The organism is Actinoplanes sp. NPDC051388 (assembly GCF_055586225.1).
Window position 1 is genome coordinate 204,254 of record NZ_JBVJIP010000007.1, and the last position, 16,068, is coordinate 220,321.

17 protein-coding genes are annotated in these 16,068 nt (G+C 72.3%); 6 read left to right on the forward strand and 11 right to left on the reverse strand.

What is annotated here, in order from left to right; all coding sequences use genetic code 11:
* The 3 genes from ACZ6TI_RS19560 to ACZ6TI_RS19570 form a co-directional block, all read right to left on the reverse strand.
* Positions 1-609, reverse strand: a 609-nt coding sequence (locus ACZ6TI_RS19560; RefSeq protein WP_465346499.1) for a lytic polysaccharide monooxygenase auxiliary activity family 9 protein, incomplete at its 3' end; no start/stop codon positions are given.
* Between the two features lie 112 nt (positions 610-721).
* Entirely contained in the window at positions 722-2,050 is a 1,329-nt protein-coding gene (locus ACZ6TI_RS19565; RefSeq protein ID WP_465346500.1) for a sensor histidine kinase, read from the reverse strand.
* Positions 2,047-2,733, reverse strand: a complete 687-nt coding sequence (locus ACZ6TI_RS19570; RefSeq protein WP_465346501.1) for a response regulator transcription factor — start codon at positions 2,731-2,733, stop codon at positions 2,047-2,049. Before ACZ6TI_RS19570 ends, ACZ6TI_RS19565 begins: the two co-directional genes overlap by 4 nt.
* Before the next feature lie 47 nt (positions 2,734-2,780).
* Here ACZ6TI_RS19570 and ACZ6TI_RS19575 point away from each other — a divergent pair, with 47 nt between their 5' ends.
* A complete protein-coding gene (locus tag ACZ6TI_RS19575; RefSeq protein ID WP_465346502.1) occupies positions 2,781-3,413 on the forward strand; it encodes a DNA mismatch repair protein MutL in 633 nt (210 codons plus the stop codon).
* Here the strand turns inward: ACZ6TI_RS19575 and ACZ6TI_RS19580 are convergent.
* The 3 genes from ACZ6TI_RS19580 to ACZ6TI_RS19590 are packed head-to-tail and all read right to left on the reverse strand — an operon-like array spanning position 3,410 to position 5,166.
* Entirely contained in the window at positions 3,410-4,036 is a 627-nt protein-coding gene (locus ACZ6TI_RS19580) for a GOLPH3/VPS74 family protein (protein ID WP_465346503.1), read from the reverse strand. The genes ACZ6TI_RS19575 and ACZ6TI_RS19580 overlap by 4 nt on opposite strands.
* Before the next feature lies 1 nt (position 4,037).
* Positions 4,038-4,250: a type II toxin-antitoxin system antitoxin gene (locus tag ACZ6TI_RS19585; protein ID WP_465346504.1), complete on the reverse strand. Its 213-nt coding sequence runs from the start codon at positions 4,248-4,250 to the stop codon at positions 4,038-4,040.
* A gap of 4 nt (positions 4,251-4,254) precedes the next feature.
* Complete coding sequence (locus ACZ6TI_RS19590) at positions 4,255-5,166, reverse strand: SPFH domain-containing protein (protein ID WP_465346505.1); 912 nt, start codon at positions 5,164-5,166, stop codon at positions 4,255-4,257.
* Between the two features lie 128 nt (positions 5,167-5,294).
* Here ACZ6TI_RS19590 and ACZ6TI_RS19595 point away from each other — a divergent pair, with 128 nt between their 5' ends.
* Complete coding sequence (locus ACZ6TI_RS19595; protein WP_465346725.1) at positions 5,295-7,610, forward strand: beta-L-arabinofuranosidase domain-containing protein; 2,316 nt, start codon at positions 5,295-5,297, stop codon at positions 7,608-7,610.
* Here the strand turns inward: ACZ6TI_RS19595 and ACZ6TI_RS19600 are convergent.
* On the reverse strand, positions 7,607-8,146 hold the full coding sequence (locus ACZ6TI_RS19600; RefSeq protein ID WP_465346506.1) for a TIGR03086 family metal-binding protein: 540 nt from the start codon (positions 8,144-8,146) through the stop codon (positions 7,607-7,609). The genes ACZ6TI_RS19595 and ACZ6TI_RS19600 overlap by 4 nt on opposite strands.
* A 64-nt stretch (positions 8,147-8,210) precedes the next feature.
* Between ACZ6TI_RS19600 and ACZ6TI_RS19605 the strand changes: the two genes are divergently transcribed.
* A complete protein-coding gene (locus ACZ6TI_RS19605) occupies positions 8,211-8,975 on the forward strand; it encodes an AraC family transcriptional regulator (protein WP_465346507.1) in 765 nt (254 codons plus the stop codon).
* Between the two features lie 90 nt (positions 8,976-9,065).
* On the opposite strand, the gene ACZ6TI_RS19610 is transcribed toward ACZ6TI_RS19605, so the two are convergent.
* Entirely contained in the window at positions 9,066-9,698 is a 633-nt protein-coding gene (locus tag ACZ6TI_RS19610) for a response regulator (protein ID WP_465346508.1), read from the reverse strand.
* Positions 9,695-10,822, reverse strand: a complete 1,128-nt coding sequence (locus tag ACZ6TI_RS19615) for a sensor histidine kinase (RefSeq protein ID WP_465346509.1) — start codon at positions 10,820-10,822, stop codon at positions 9,695-9,697. The genes ACZ6TI_RS19610 and ACZ6TI_RS19615 overlap by 4 nt, the downstream gene beginning before the upstream one ends.
* A 119-nt stretch (positions 10,823-10,941) precedes the next feature.
* Here ACZ6TI_RS19615 and ACZ6TI_RS19620 point away from each other — a divergent pair, with 119 nt between their 5' ends.
* On the forward strand, positions 10,942-11,523 hold the full coding sequence (locus ACZ6TI_RS19620; protein WP_465346510.1) for a hypothetical protein: 582 nt from the start codon (positions 10,942-10,944) through the stop codon (positions 11,521-11,523).
* A 23-nt stretch (positions 11,524-11,546) separates the two neighbouring features.
* Here ACZ6TI_RS19620 and ACZ6TI_RS19625 read toward each other — a convergent pair whose 3' ends face one another.
* Positions 11,547-12,719: a serine hydrolase domain-containing protein gene (locus ACZ6TI_RS19625; RefSeq protein WP_465346511.1), complete on the reverse strand. Its 1,173-nt coding sequence runs from the start codon at positions 12,717-12,719 to the stop codon at positions 11,547-11,549.
* 233 nt (positions 12,720-12,952) lie between these two features.
* Between ACZ6TI_RS19625 and ACZ6TI_RS19630 the strand changes: the two genes are divergently transcribed.
* Both ACZ6TI_RS19630 and ACZ6TI_RS19635 read left to right on the forward strand, forming a co-directional pair.
* Positions 12,953-14,212, forward strand: a complete 1,260-nt coding sequence (locus tag ACZ6TI_RS19630; protein WP_465346512.1) for a ThuA domain-containing protein — start codon at positions 12,953-12,955, stop codon at positions 14,210-14,212.
* 35 nt (positions 14,213-14,247) lie between these two features.
* Positions 14,248-14,883 carry an HAD family hydrolase gene (locus ACZ6TI_RS19635; protein WP_465346513.1) on the forward strand — a complete coding sequence of 212 codons (636 nt, stop codon included), beginning with the start codon at positions 14,248-14,250 and terminating at the stop codon, positions 14,881-14,883.
* Between the two features lie 163 nt (positions 14,884-15,046).
* Here ACZ6TI_RS19635 and ACZ6TI_RS19640 read toward each other — a convergent pair whose 3' ends face one another.
* Positions 15,047-16,051, reverse strand: a complete 1,005-nt coding sequence (locus tag ACZ6TI_RS19640; RefSeq protein ID WP_465346514.1) for a DUF695 domain-containing protein — start codon at positions 16,049-16,051, stop codon at positions 15,047-15,049.
* Positions 16,052-16,068: the final 17 nt, after the last annotated feature.

Genomic DNA, 16,068 nt, shown 5'->3' on the forward strand with positions numbered 1-16,068 from the left:
GTGGCGCTGGGCTACCCCCCCAACGGGGGGGGGGGTGGGGGGGGGGGGGGGGGGGGGGGGGGGGGGGGGGGGGGGGGACCCCCCCCCCCCCCCCCCGCCTCCGACGTTCACGTCGACACAGCTGTAGAACGCGTTCCCGGTGTCGCCGATGTTCCAGACGGCGAGCACCGTGTGCCGGCCGGGGAACGCGCTCAGGTCGACGGAGTGGTTGACCACCGCGTCCGGCTGCTCGTTGCGGCCGTCCTCGGTGGCGACCTTGCGGTCGTCGACGAAGTACTCCCAGTTGCTCGTCCGGTGCCGCGCGGTCATCACCCAGGTGAAGGTGACCTTGCCGCTCACCGACTTGGCCGGCCAGTTGCGGCCCTCGTCGCTCAGCACCGAGAACTGGCCGAGGCCGCCGTCGCAGGATTTCAGGCCCTTCGGACCCTCCACGCTCTGCGGCTCGAACTGGATCTGCCCGCAGCCGGCGACCGCGCCGGAGGCACACAGCGCCTGGCGGCTGGGCGGTGAGGAGACGTATCCGTGCGCGAGCGCCGGTGAGGCGACCACGACGGTCGAGGCGGCGGCGGCTCCGATCGCGACCAGTGGATAGGCGATCGCTCTGCGCATGACTGGGGTCTCCCTGCGTGAGGTCCGGTTACTGACCGCAGGAAGCTATCCAGCCCATTCATAAAGGAGCCTTAAAAGTGCCCGAGGGGATCATGAAACCCCGGACCACCAGTCATCGGGTACGCCGGCGGCGCCGTCCCGCCGGCCGCACGGACGCTTCCCCGACCGCCGGCGGCGGCGTCCCGAGCAGCAGCCCGATCCGGGCCCCGCCCAGCGGACTGCGATCGACCGCCAGCCGCCCGCCGGTCGCCTCGGCCACCCGCCGCACGATGTCCAGGCCCAGCCCGGTCGACCCGGCGCCGCTCACCCCGCGCCGCACGGCGGTGGCCGGGTCGGCGATGCCCGGACCGGCGTCGTCGACCAGCAGCCCGGCCGGTGAGACGCTCAACCGGAACGCCGCGCCCTCCGGGGTGTGCGCGAACACGTTGCCCAGCAAGGCGTCCACGGCCAGGATCAGCTCGCCACGCTCCACCGGCACCCACACCGGACGCTCGCCGCCGCGCACGTCGTACGGCCGCCCCTGGTCCTCGGCCAGGGCCGACCAGAAGGCCAGCCGGTCGGCCAGCACCTCGACCAGGTCGGAGGTCTGCCCGTCGCGGGAGGCGACGCCCGACCGGGCGGCGGTGATGATCTGCTCGAGCTCGTCGTCGAGCATGTCGCAGGCCTGCCGCATCCGATCCGCCACCGGCCCGGGCGGCATCGAGTCGGCGTCCAGCCGCAGCGCGGTCAGCGGGGTGCGCAACCGGTGGGACAGGTCGGCGGCCAGCTCGCGCTCGTTGTCCAGCAGCCGGCGCAGGTCGTCGGCCATCGAGTTGAACGCCTGCGCGGCGTCCTGGAACTCGGGCGGGCCGGACGGCACCACCCGCACCGTCAGGTCGCCGGCGCCGAGCCGGCGGCTGGAGCCGGCGAGCTCACGGGTGGCCCGCACCAGCCGGGCGCCGAGCCGGTCGGCCATCAGCAGGGACCCGGCGACCAGCACGACGGCGAGACCGGTCAGTGCCAGCCAGGCCGGCCAGACGCCGCGGGACATCTCCTCGTCCGGCACGTACACCTCGATCACCACCGCCCGGCCGTCGCTGAGCACGCTGGGCTGCAGATAGGCCAGGCCGCCGACGGCGGTCGCGGTGACCGGGCGGCGGGCCCGGTCGGCGAGCGACACGTCCTCCTCGGTGACGTGGGTGGCGCCGATCGGCGGCACGTCCGGCAGGTGCACGGCGAGCCGCCCGGCGCTGCCCGCCACGGTGCTGGCCACCGCGACGGTGAGCAGCTGCGGGTCGGCCTGCACGGCCAGCGCGGCGACCATCGCGGAGGCCTGCTGCCGGGCCTCGCCGATCGCCCGGTCGTGGGCGATCTGCCGGGTCACGACGATCAGCGGCACCAGGAAGGCCAGCGCCACCATGCCGGTGATGGCCAGCGCCAGCCAGTTGAGCGCGCGCCTCACCGCGGCTCGGCCATCATCACACCGACCCCGCGCACGGTGTGCAGATATCGGGGGGCCGCGGCGGTCTCGCCCAGCTTGCGGCGCAGCCACGAGACGTGCACGTCGATGGTCTGCTCCTCGCCGAAGTGGCTCTGGTTCCACACCTCGGCCAGCAGTTCCCGCCGGGTGACCACCTCGCCGACCCGCTCGGCCAGATAGGTCAGCACGTCGAACTCGCGCCGGGTGAGCTGCAGCGGGACGCCGTTCAGCGTGGCCTGCCGCTGCCGCGGGCTGATCGCCAGGTCACCGACGGTGATCACGGCGGGCGCGGTGTCCGGCGCCGTGCGGGCCCGGCGCAGCACCGCGGAGATCCGCGCGAGGATCTGCCCGGCCGAGAACGGCTTGGTCACGTAGTCGTCGGCGCCGGCGTCCAGCAGGCTGATCATGTCCGCCTCGGTGCGCCGCGCGGTGGCCACGATGACCGGCACCGCGGACACCTGCCGCATCATCCGCAGCGCGTCGGCGCCGTCGATGTCCGGCAGGCCGAGGTCGAGGATGACCAGGTCGGGCTGCCGCTCGGTGAGGATCTTCAGCGCCTCGGTGGCCTGGCCGACCGGGTGCACGACGTGCCCGGCATCGCCGAGCGCGCGCACCAGCGCGCCGGTGATGTTCCGGTCGTCCTCGACCAGCAGGATCAGCGCCATGGCACACACCCTAGGACTCTCCGCGATCAAGGTGAGAGCATGGCCCGGTGCGATCTCCCCGGAGGTGGGCGCCGCTCGCCGGCTGGCTCGCCGCGACGTTGACCAGCATCGTGCTGGCCTCGGTCGCCATGCTGCCGGTGCTGCGCACGGCCACCGGTGACGACAGCGGGCTGATCTCCGCCGACCAGTTGCGCCGCTCCGGGGCGGGCAGCCCGATCCCGTTGCCGCCGGTGCCGTCCCCCTCGGTGCCCACCCGGCCCGCGGCCACCACACCCCCGGCCCAGTCGCCGGCCGCCCCGGACGATGACGAGACGTCGTCGCCCGCGAAGACCTCCCGGCCGACATCGCCCCCGTCGTCGTCACCGCCGCCCACCACGTCCCGGACCTCGGAGGTCGAGACGCGGGTGGTGGACGGCTGGACGGTGACCACCGACGGCGCCGGCGTGGACACCTATGTGCGGTCGTTCCAGGTGGACGGCGGGCAGACGGTGATCCGGATCCGGGAGGGGCGGGTCACCGTGGTCACCGCGACCCCGGCCAACGGCTTCGAGGTGGCCACGGTGCAGAACAGTCCGGACAACCTGGCGGTCTACTTCAACGAGCCGAACCACAGCTTCATCATTCACGTGGCCTGGAACGTCGACCGCCCGTTCGCCCAGGTCGACGAGATCGGTGATTAGCCGGCGGCGGCCGCGGCGGCGTCGCGGATCGAGGCGCGCACGGCCGGGCCGATCGGTCCGCTGCGGTGGATGAGTTGCTTGATGCGTTGCTTGTGTGCTCGCCGGGTGCCGCGGTCGAGGACCAGCTTGAGGTCCGCGGCGGAGATGATGGCCACCAGCGCGACGTCGGCGGGATCGACCCGGTCGACGGGGGTCTTCAGGGCGCCGCTGACCCGGCCGAGGAGCGCCTTGCGCACGCGGGTGTCACGGATCGTCACCCGGGTCACGGGGAACAGCCCCAGGATCCGGCGAGACTCGAGGCGGACCCAGCCGCCGTCACTGAGTTGCGTGCGCACCGCGCGGACCGTGGCGCTCTGGCGGCGGTCGAGCCAGTATTGCCATTTGCGCGGCTTCGAGGCCGCGATCTCGTCGAGGAGCGCGTCCAGGACGGGATCGTGGGTGGCGCGCCGGGCCTTGAGGGTGGCGCGCCCGCGCTCGTCGGTGAGGTGGCCCTGGAGGCGGAGGTCGGCGGCGGCCGCGGCGCGGAGCATCAGGCCGAGGTGGGTGCCGAAGCGGACCCGGCCCCGCTCGGGGTCGTAGGCCAGCAGATAGATGCGCTGGGGCGTGCTCTCGGGTATGGCCATGTCATTCCTCCGGGTCGGTAGCGGCCGGGGGCCTGCCGGGTTTGCGGATCCGGCCGACTCCCCCGGGCAGGCGTCCGGCGTCGGCGAGCGCCTGGCGCAGGAGATATTCGATCTGGGCGTTGGTGCTGCGGAACTCGTCGCCGGCCCAGCGCGCGAGCGCGTCGTGCACGGCGGGGTCCAGCCGGAGGAGGAGCTTCTTGCGTTCGGTGGCCATCTGGTCAGGCGTAGAGCGTGCCCGCGTTGACGACCGGCTGGGCGTCCCGATCGCCGCACAGCACCACCAGCAGGTTGCTGACCATCGCCGCCTTGCGCTCCTCGTCGAGGTCGACGACGTGGTTCTCGGCGAGGCGCAGCAGGGCCATCTCGACCATGCCGACCGCGCCCTCGACGATGCGGGCGCGCGCCGCGACGATGGCGTTCGCCTGCTGCCGGCGCAGCATCGCGTGGGCGATCTCGGGTGAGTAGGCGAGGCGGGTCAGCCGGGACTCGATGATCTTCACGCCGGCCGCGGCGACCCGCACGCCGATCTCCTCGGACAGCCGCGCGGTGATCTCGTCGGCGTTGTCCCGCAGCGACATCAGGGTCGTGTCGTGCGAATCGTACGAATAGCTGTTGGCGATGTGCCGGACCGCGGTCTCGGTCTGGATGGCGACGAACTCGATGAAGTCGTCGACCTCGAAGACGGCGCGGGCGGTGTCCTCGACGTGCCAGACGACCACGGCGGCGATCTCGATCGGGTTGCCGTCGGCGTCGTTGACCTTGAGCACGTCGGTCTCGTGGTTGCGGATGCGGGTGGAGACCTTGCGCCGGGCGGTGACCGGGTTGACCCAGCGCAGCCCGTCGGTGCGGACGGTGCCGGTGTAGCGGCCGAGGAGCTGAACGACGCGGGCCTCGCCGGGCGCGACCGGGGTGAGACCGGCCGCGGCGATGAGGGCGCCCAGCACGAGCAGGACGCTGAGTCCGACGAGGCTCAACACGACGGCCGTCTCCGCCTGCCACACCCCGATGAAGAAGACGGCGACGCCGAGGACGAACACCACGACGGAGACGACGAGGATCGGCCAGCCCGAGACGCCCCGGGCAACGCGCTCCCGCACCTGCGGCGTGGGCAGATCGAGGTGTTCGGTCATGGCGGCCTCCGTCGTGTCGATGATTTCTAGACAGTATCAAAGTGATATCACATTCTCAAGCGTGAACGGCCGTTCCCACATTCGTGGGGGCCGCCGGGCCGGAGCGGGGTCAACATAGACGAATGCCTATGGAAGCGCTCCCACCCATCTCCCGACGTCATGTCCTGCAGCTGGCCGCCATCGGCGCCACGGCCTCCGCCGCGGGAGCCCTTGCCGAAGCCGCACCCGCGTTCGCCGACGAGCTGCCGCCCGCCCGGCCCGACCTCGGTGTCTCGGCCTACCCCTTCCCGCTCGGCCAGGTGCGGCTGACCGCGGGCCGGTTCCAGGACAACCAGTCCCGGACCCTGAGCTATCTGCGCTTCGTCGACGAGAACCGGCTGCTCTACAACTTCCGGGCCAACCACCGGCTGTCCACCGGCGGCGCCGGGGCGACCGGCGGCTGGGACGCGCCCACGTTCCCGTTCCGCACCCACGTGCAGGGGCATTTCCTGACCGCGTGGGCACAGGCCTACGCGGTGCTGGGCGACACCACCTGCCGGGACAAGGCGAACTACGTAGTGGCCGAACTGGCCCGCTGCCAGGCCAACAACGCCGCCGCCGGGTTCACCGCCGGCTACCTCTCCGGGTTCCCGGAGGCCGACATCACGGCGGTGGAGAACCGCACGCTGACCAACGGCAACGTCCCCTACTACTGCATCCACAAGACCATGGCCGGCCTGCTCGACGCGTGGCGCTACCTGGGCAACACCCAGGCCCGTACGGTGCTGCTCGCGCTCGCCGCCTGGGTCGACACCCGCACCGGGCGGCTCAGCTCCGCGCAGATGCAGGCGATGCTGGGCACCGAGTTCGGCGGCATGAGCGCGGTGCTGACCGACCTCTGCCAGCAGACCGGCGACACCCGCTGGCTGACCGTCGCGCAGCGGTTCGACCACGCCGCCGTGCTCAACCCGCTGGCCGCCGGTCAGGACCAGCTCAACGGCCTGCACGCGAACACCCAGGTGCCCAAGTGGATCGGCGCCGCCCGCGAGTTCAAGGCCACCGGCACCACCCGCTACCGCGACATCGCCGCCAACGCCTGGAACATCACGGTGAACGCGCACACCTACGCGATCGGCGGCAACAGCCAGGCCGAGCACTTCCGGCCGCCGAACGCGATCGCGGGCTACCTGACCATCGACGCCTGCGAGCAGTGCAACACCTACAACATGCTCGAGCTGACGCGGGAGCTGTGGCTGCTCGACCCCGGGCGGGCGGCGTACTTCGACTACTACGAGGCGGCGCTGCTCAACCATCTGATCGGCGCGCAGAACCCGGCCGACGGGCACGGTCACGTCACCTACTTCACGCCGCTCAACCCGGGCGGCCGCCGCGGCGTCGGGCCGGCCTGGGGCGGCGGCACGTGGAGCACCGACTACAACTCGTTCTGGTGCTGCCAGGGCACCGGGCTGGAGACCAACACCAAGCTGATGGACTCGATCTACTTCTTCAGCGGCACCACGCTGACCGTGAACCTGTTCGTGCCGTCGGTGCTGACCTGGGCGCAGCGCGGCATCACGGTCACCCAGACGACCACGTACCCGGTGAGCGACACCACCACGCTCACGCTGTCCGGGGCGCCGAGCGGGTCGTGGAGCATCCGGGTGCGCATCCCGGCCTGGACGTCCGGCGCCACGGTCAGCGTCAACGGGCAGGTGCAGAACATCGCCACGACGCCGGGCAGCTATGCCACCGTCACCCGCACCTGGGCGGCCGGCGACACGATCAGCGTGCGCCTGCCGATGCGGGTGATCATGAAGTCCGCGAACGACGACGCGGGCGTGCAGGCGATCACCTATGGGCCCGCCGTGCTCTGCGGCAACTATGGGAACACGGCGCTGAGCACCCGGCCGGCGCTGGATGTCGCGTCGATCTCGCGTACCGGAAGCGGCAGTCTGGCCTTCACCGCGACCGCCGGCGGCGCCGCGGTGAACCTCGGACCGTTCCACGACGCGCAGGGTTTCAATTACGCGGTCTACTGGAACACCGCGGCGACCTACCGGCTGACCAACGCCGCGTCCGGGCTGGTGCTCGGCGTGCAGAACATGTCCACAGCGGACGGTGGCCTGGCGGTGGTCTGGGGCGACACCGGGACCGCGGACCACAACTGGGTGCTGGTCACCGACGGCGGTGCGGTCCGGTTCCGCAACGTGCACAGCGGCAAGGTGCTGGGCGTGGAGAACATGTCCACCACCGACAACGCCCGGGTGCTGCAGTGGGCGGACAACGGCACCGCGGACCACCGGTGGACGCTGGTCGACAACGGCGACGGCACCCACCGGATCCGCAACGTCAACAGCGGCAAGCTGCTCGGGGTGCTGAACGGCTCGGCCACCTGGGGCGCGCAGGCGGTGCAGGACCCGGACAACGGCAGCGCCGACAACCGCTGGCGGCTGGTCCGGAACTAATTGGTCCAGTGCGGGTCGCGGCCGCTGAGCAACAGCGCCCGCTCGAAGGGCGACGTTTCGTCGGTGACCGGCAGCGCGGCCGCGAAGATGCCCATCTGCCGGCCCTGATCGCCGGTCTCGGCGACGAACCGGTGGGCGGTCTCGGCGGTCTCGTCGTCGCAGCGATAGCTCTGCCCGGTGGCCCGGGCCAGATCCCAGCCGTGGATGGCCACGTCGCTGACCAGCATCGCGGCCACCACGCGGGCGGGCATCGGGTAGTCGCCGAAGCGCACCTCGCCGTCCCACGCCGCGGGTTGCGCCCAGGCGGCGACCGCGGCCTTGGCCACGTCGTCGAAGGACTCGGCGGACAGGTCGCGCTGCCACAGATCGCCCGGCACCGGCTCGCCCCGGCCGGAGAGGGCGAGCGCGGTCGCGACCTGGTGCAGGTGGTTGACCAGGGTGCGGACGTCCCAGTCGCGGCACGGGGTCGGTGCGTCCAGGCGGGCGGGGTCGACGCCGCGCAGCACGGTCGCGGTCTCGGTGAGCGCTTCTTCCATGGCCGGAAGGCTAGGCGGGGCCACGCCGGGCGCTCTTGAAGAAACGCGACGGTAGCCTGAACGGATGCCGGCGATCCTCAACCCCGGCGAGGGCCTGCGGAAGTTCCGGTTCAGCACGATCGACGCGGCGCCGCCGCTGTGGCCGTTCGTCGCGCACTACTGGATCGTCGCGTGGGACCTGCGCGGCCGGCAGCCGCACCGGCAGCCGGTGCTGCCCTACCCGGCGGTCAACGTGACCTTCAAGGCCGGCCGCTGCCGGGTCGCGGGCGTGCCGCGCGGGCCGTTCCACGAGGTGCTCGAGGGCGCCGGCCGGGTCTTCGGGGTGCGCTTCCACCCGGCCGGCTTCCACCCCTTCCTCGGCGCGCCGGTCTCCTCGATCACCGGGCGGTTCCGGCCGGTCGAGGCCGTCTTCGGCGCCGCCGGCTCGCGGCTCGCCGACGCCGTGCTCGCCGCCGACGACCGCGCCGCGGCCGCGCTGCTGGACGAGTTCCTGGCTGCCCGGGCGCCGGCCGAGCCGGACCCGGCCGCCGTGCTGGCCGCGGCGATCGTGGCGCGCACCGGGGTCGGCCGGGTGGACGACCTGGCCCGCGAGTTCGGGCTGAGCGTGCGCGGACTGCAGCGGTTGTTCTCCGACTACGTGGGCGTCAGCCCCAAGTGGGTGATCCGGCGGCACCGCCTGCACGAGGCCGCCGCCCGGGCCACCGAGGGCACGCCGGTCGACCTGGCCGCGCTGGCCGCCGAGCTCGGCTACAGCGACCAGGCGCACCTGACCCGCGACTTCGCCGCCATGGTGGGCGTGCCACCGGCGCAGTACATCAAGGCGCAGTAGATCCCCTTCAGTGGCCGGCTCCCCTGCCGATGGTCCGACGCGGTGGACTATCACGGGCTCGACGACGCCGTCATCGACGGCCTGACGGCTTCAGATCAGGCCGTTGTCGCGGGCGTAGAGCGCCGCCTGGGTGCGATCACGCAGGCCGAGCCGGGCCAGGATGTGCGAGACGTGGTTCTTCACCGTGCCCTCGCTCACGAAGAGCTCGCCGGCGATCTCGCGGTTGCTCGCGCCGCGGGCGATCAGCCCGAGCACGGCGAACTCCCGCTCGGTCAGCTCGGGGCGCGGACCGGCCGGCGGCGCGGACCGGTCCAGTGCGGACACCAGCCGGCGGATCGCCGCCGCGTCGTGCTGATCCACGCCCGCGTGCGCGAGCCGGACGGCCTGCGCCAGCTCCCGCGCGGGCAGGTCCTTGAGCAGGTAGCCACCGGCGCCGGCGCGCAGCGCGCTCAGCACGTATTCCTCGTCGTCGAAGGTGGTCAGCATCAGCACCCGGCAGGACGGCAGGCGTTCGCGCAGCAGCTCGGCCGCGCGGATCCCGTCGAGCCGCGGCATCCGCACGTCCATCAGCACCACGTCGGGGCGGGTCCGCACGGCCAGTTCGACCGCCGCCGCGCCGTCCGCGGCGGTGCCGACCACCTCGATGCCCGGCTCGATGCTCAGCAGCGACGCGATGCCCTCACGGATCAGCGCCTGGTCGTCGACGACCAGCACCGTGGTCACGAGCCACCCACCCGGGCCGTCACCCGGGTGCCGTGGCCGGGCGCGGAGTCGATGGCGAGCCGGCCGCCGAGCGCGGTGACGCGCTCCCGCATGCCGCGCAAGCCGTTCCCGGTCGCTTCGGCTTCGGCGAACCCGCGGCCGTTGTCGGCCACCTCGAGCACCGCCGCGTCGGCGAACCGCAGCGCCACCCGCACCGCGTCGGCGTCCGCGTGCCGGCGGGCGTTGGTGAGCGCCTCCTGGGCCACCCGATAGAGCGCCTCCAGGTCGGCGCGGGCGTGCCCGGTCTCGCTGCCGGTGAGCTCGACGGAGACCCGGAAGCCGGCGTCGTCGAGGCCGTCGGCCAGTGTGGTGACGGCGGTGACCAGGGAGAACGGCTCGGCTTTCAGGGCGCTGACGGACTCTCGTACCTCTCGGAGGGCCCGGCTCGCGGCCTGACCCGCGTCGCTCACCGCGCGGTCCGCGACGGCCGCGTCCCGCTCGCGGAACGCCTCCGCCTTCGCCAGCTGCACGCTGATCGCGGTCAGGTGGTGGCCGACGCTGTCGTGGATGTCGCGGGCCAGCCGGTTGCGCTCGGCCGCCGCGCTCAGCTCGGCCACCTGCCGCTGCGCCGCGCTCAGCTCGGACACCAGCTCCTCGGCCCGCAGCCGGCTGCGCCGCTGCTCGGCCGCGACGGCCGCGGTCGCCACGGTGATCACCAGGCCGATGAAGAACATCAGCAGGTCGGACACGATCTCCGGATCAGAGCTCCACCCCGGGGTACGCGACGCGCGGACCACACCCGCAACCAGGTATGCCGCCGCCAGCCCCACACTCCACCGCCGCCCCAGCGAGAAGTAGGCGAAGAAGGGCACCACGATGGCCAGCGCCACACCGAATCCGGTCGTGTCGCACACCGCGACCACCTCGAGCAGCACGATGCGCGCCACCAGCCGCTTGACGCCCCGCCCCGGCCGCTCGACCTGCTCGATCGCCAGCAGGCCGAGCAGCGCCGCCACGAACCCGGCGAGCGCGGCCGCCGACCAGTCCGGCGCCAGCCCGGCGGCCTTGAAATAGAGCCCGGTGAGCAGCACGGCGCCGTAGAGCGTCGACGCCATCCAGCGCAGCGGAGGCGCGGTCCCGGCCATGTCCATGAGGCTAGCCTCTGTCTTCGCGGAGGCCATGTGCCGATGGTCATGGTCGCCGGCCGGCAGTCTTGGCCGGACGGCACTGTCCGCACCCCACGCGGCCCCGGCACGGTGACCGCATGCCAACCCACACGCTCTACCGCCTCGCCGGGATCGCCGGCCTGATCGGCGGTTTCCTGACCATCGTCGCCGCGGCCCGCCGGGCCGGCCTGCTGCCCGAGAACGCCTTCACGCACGCGCTCGCCCCGCCGGCCACCGCGCTGCTGCTGTTCACCCTGACCGCGTTCTACCTGATCCAGCGCGTTCCGGCCGGGCGGCTCGGCCTGGCCGGCTTCGTGCTCAACCACCTCGGGCTGAGCGGCCTGTTCGCCATCGAATTCCTCACCCACGCCGTGCTGCAGTTCCAGGACGCCGCCGGCCGCGAGCAGATCCTGACCGGCCCCGGCCGCCCGTACTTCCTGGTGGTGGCCCTGATCTTCCTGGCCGGGGTGCTGACCTTCGCGGTCGCGTCGTGGCGGGCCGGGGTGCTCCCCCGCGGCGCGATCGTGCTCTACGCCGCGGGCCTGAGCGCCGCGGCCCTGCGCACGACGGTCCCCGAGGGGGTCTATCTCGGCGGCCTGCTGATCGGCTCGGCCGGCGTGCTCTGGCTCTCCACGGCGCTCCTGCAGCGCGCCCCAGAGCCCGCTCACGCCACGTCGTAGACCGTGACCGGCGAGTATGCCGGTCACCCGCAGATGATGTCGTCCACGAGCTGGAGGACGCGGGTGTCGACGGCCGCCGCCGTCGCCTGGTCGGCGAAACCGGTGGTCCGGTAGAGCACCACGGCCTTGCCGCCGTCGCTCGTCACCCCGTTGAACGTGCTCACGCCGGGCACGTCGCCGGGGTGCGCCCAGTAGCCGCCGCAGCGGTTCGGCAGGTGGAAGATGCCCAGCCCGTACCGGAGGCCCGGCAACTGGTCCTGCATGCCGTCGGCGAGAACGGTCCGGTGCATCTCGGCGAACTGCGCCGGGCGCAGCAACTCGCCGCCCTGCAGCGCACGCCAGAAGCGGGTCAGGTCCGCGGTGCTGCTCACCATGCCGCCGGCCGCGTCCGCGGCGGTGGCGTTGAACACGGTGACGTCCACGGCCGGGCCGCCCGGCGCGAACTGCTGATAGGCCCGCGCGAAGGGCCGGGCGGGTGTGGGCCGATCACCCGGATAGTAGGTGTCGTGCAGGCCGAGCGGCCGCACGATCCGGTTTCGCACCTCGGTCGCCCACGGCCGCCCGGTGACCCGCTCGATGACCATCCCGGCCAGGATGTAGTTCGTGTTGGAGTACTCCCAGCGCTCGCCCGGCTCGGACGTGGGCGGGTGCGCCATCGCGATGGCCACGAGGTCCCCGGGTTCGTAGTGATCCATCCGGTGCTCGCGATAGGCCTCGGCGGAGGTCAGCGCCACCAGGTCCTCGGTGTAGTTGTGGATGCCGCTCTGGTGCTGCAGCAGCTGCCGCAGGGTGATCCGCGCGCCGTCGTTGCCGTTGCCGGACACCACGCCGGGCAGCCAGCGCTCGACCGGGTCGTCCAGCGACAGCTTGCCCTCGCCGGCCAGTTGCAGCAGCACGACCGCGACGAAGGTCTTGGTGTTGCTGCCGATCCGGAAGTTCCCGTCCATCGGCATCGGCGTGTGCGTGCCGCGCACCGCGACCCCGCTGCGGGCGACGACGTCCCGGCGGCCGGCCGAGATCTCCCCCTGCGCGCCGACCACGCCCAGATCGGTCAGGTCGTCGAGCGCGGCCCGCAGCCGGCCGCGCTCCGATCCCGTGGCGGTGGCGGTGGCGGTGGCGGGCACGGCACCGACTGCCGAGACAGCCAGGGTGGCGGCGGTGATCAGGGCGAAGGCCCGGCGTCGAGAGAAGTCCATGAAGTCCTCGTTCCACATCGGATGGGGACTCCAAGTCTGGGATTCCGGGGCCGGACCCCACCAGCCTGCTGACCCGCCGGCCCGTGGGGGTGCTAGCCCCCGCGCGGAAGAGATCGGAAGTTAATTTAACTATTAGGCTTGTTTACCTTGTGATGCCGGGGATCGATGACCGAGGATGTGTGCCAGCGGCGCCGCGCTCCCCCCACCGCTCTCATCCCCCGAGGTGTGCCACCGTGCTCCGACATCTGCTCCGGCCAGTTCTCGCCGCCCTTCTCGCGTTTGTGGGCGCTGTGTTCGTACCGGTCGCCTCTGCCGCCTGGGCGGCGCCTTTCAAGGTCCTGGCGTTCTACAACGGAACGTGGGACGCGGCGCACATCGACTTCACCAAGGAGGCCAAGGAGTGGTTTCCGGCGGCGGGCGCCCAGAACGGTTTCACCTGGGAGGCGACCACCGACTGGAGCCGGCTCAGCGCCACCGGCCTCGCGCAGTACAAGGTCATCATGTTCCTGGACGACGGGCCGCCGGCCGATCGGCGCGCGGCGTTCCAGCAATACATGCAGAACGGCGGCAGGTGGCTCGGTTTCCACGTGAGCGCGTTCACCACCGACGCGAACTCGTGGAGCTGGTATCACAACACGTTCCTCGGGTCCGGGAACTTCGCCACCAACACGTGGGGGCCGACCGCCGAGACGTTGCGCGTCGAGGACCCGGCGCACCCGTCGATGGCCGGCCTGCCGGCCACCTTTCCGTCCGCGGTCAGCGAATGGTATTCGTGGAGCCGCGACCTGCGGCAGAACCCGGACATCGACATCCTGGCCTCGGTCGACGCGTCCAGCTTCCCGGTCGGCACCGACCCGAACCAGCAGTGGCGCAGCGGTTTCTATCCGCTGATCTGGACCAACCGCAACTACAAGATGCTGTACACCAACTTCGGCCACAACGACATGAACTACGAGACCAACACGCGTAAGTCGTCGACCTTCGCGAGCGCCCAGCAGAACCGGTGGCTGATCCAGGGCATCAAGTGGCTGGCCGGCGAATCCGGCGAGACGCCACCGCCGCCCGCCGAGCAGTGGCACACGCTGGTGAGCAAGAGCAGCGGGAAGTGCGTCGACGCGCGCGCCGCGGGCACCACCAACGGCACGGCCATTCAGCAGTACGCGTGCAACGGCACCACCGCCCAGCAGTTCGAACTGGTCCCGACGAGCAACGGCCAGGTCCGCATCAACGGCCGCGGCAACAGCGCGCAGGCCCTCGACGTGACCAATGTGTCCACTGCCGACAACGCGCCGGTCCAGACCTGGACCTATGGCGGCGGCGCCAATCAGCAATGGCTCCCGGTCGCCGAGGCGGACGGCAATTACCACTATGTGAACCGCAACAGCGGAAAGTGCCTGGACGTCCCGGCCGCGAGCACCGCGGACGGCGTGCAACTGGTGCAGTACGCCTGCAACGGCACCGCGGCCCAGAGCTTCCGCCCCACCCCGCAGTGACCCGCCGGCGGCATGCCACGCCTTACCGTGGTGGCATGCCGCTGGCCCTCTTCGACCTGGACGACACGCTGATCGACCGCCGGGCGGCGTTCGCCGCCTGGGCCGAGGAGTTCGTGTTCGCCCACCGCCTCGACGACAGCGCCCTCGCCTATCTCGATCTGGCCGACGACCGCTCGTCCGGCCCGATGGAGGGCTTCTTCGCCGACGTCCGCGAGACGTTCGACCTCGCCGAGCCCGCGGACCGCTTGTGGGCGCAATATCGCCGCCGCCTGCCCCAGCTGGTGACCTGCGACGCCGCCACCGTCGAGGCGTTGCAACGCCTGCGCGGCGCCGGGTGGCGGATCGGCATCGTCACCAACGGGATGACCGACAACCAGTCCGCGAAGATCCGCAACACCGGCCTGGACGGCCTGGTCGACGGCTGGGCGATCTCCGCCGAGGCCGGCATCCGCAAGCCCGACCCGGGGATCTTCCGGATCGCCGCCGCGCGCTGCGGCGCGACTTTGGACCACGGCGGCTGGATGATCGGCGACAGCCTGCCGCTGGACATCGCGGGCGGGCGCGCGGCCGGCCTGCGCACCATCTGGGTGCAGCCCCGGCCGCACCCGAGCGACGAGCCCGACCGGACCGTCACCTCGGTCGCCGAGGCCGTCACCGTCCTGCTGGAGTGAGGAACGACTCCGAGCGCTCTCACAGCGCGCGAGGCGCTGATGGACGTCTACCTGAGCCTGATGGACGGCATGAAGACACGCATCCGGCTCGGCGGGCTGGGCGGCCGCGGGGTCGAGCCGACCGCCGCCGCGATCACCACGGTGTTCCTGCGCGGGCTCTCGCCTAAGCGCGCAGGTGGCGCACGCCGTCCCAGGTCGGGTCGGCGGTCACCGTGATGCGGACGCGACCCTCGGGCCAGGACGTGACCAGGGGCGCCAGCGCGTCGGCGGCGGCCTGGCGTTCCGCGTACAGGTGGAAGGTCCGCAGTTTGTTCGAGGTCTCGTGCGCGACCAGCACGGGACCGTACTCGTCGGCGAAGACCCGGTCCTCGAAGGCGCGCAACGCGATCAGCGACTCCTCGGCGGGCAGCCCGCCCGGGTTCGCGCGGCGGAACGGGACGTCGACCCGCACGTGCAGGTCCGCCGCCGGGAAGCGGGCCGCCTTCAGCGGCGCGGAGACCGTGGCCACCAGCGGATGGCCGCCGCGCTCACCGCTCAGCAACTGCCACTGCGGCGTGAGCGCCTGCACCGAGGTCATCAGCTCCTTGGCGGACATCGCGGGACCGCTGTCGGCGGTGGCGTCGATCTCCCGGATGAAGATCTCCACCTCGTCCTCGCCGAGCAACCAGTCGAGCGCCAGGAAGGCGATCCGCACCCGCGAGTCGTGCGGCATCCCGGCGAACTCGGGATGCCACACCCGCACGTCGACCTGCACCGCCTGCTCGTCCAGCTCGGCCGCGAAGAGCAGGCCGGACAGCTCGATCTGCCGTCCGCCGATGTCCAGCCGCGACTCCAGCGCGGCCGGCATCGCCTGGCGCGCGGCCGCGAAGGCGAACGTCGCGTCCGGCGCCGGCGCGGCCCGCAGCCAGCGCTCGGCGGTGCCGCGCAGTGACCGGTCGCCGTCGGCGGTGACCACGAGCAGATGCCTCGACCGGGTGCCCGCGCCGAAGTCCCAGGCCAGGCCGGGGGCGATCGCCTCGACGAGGTCGCTGAACTCGCCGACGAGATCGTCGTCCCACCGGCCGTCCGCGATCGCCCGCTCGACCCGCGACCGGCCGGTCGCCCACCACGCCCAGAACGCCGCGATCGCCGCCGCCGGCTTGTCCTTGGCCCGCCGCCCGAAAATCATCGCGCGAGCTTATCGCC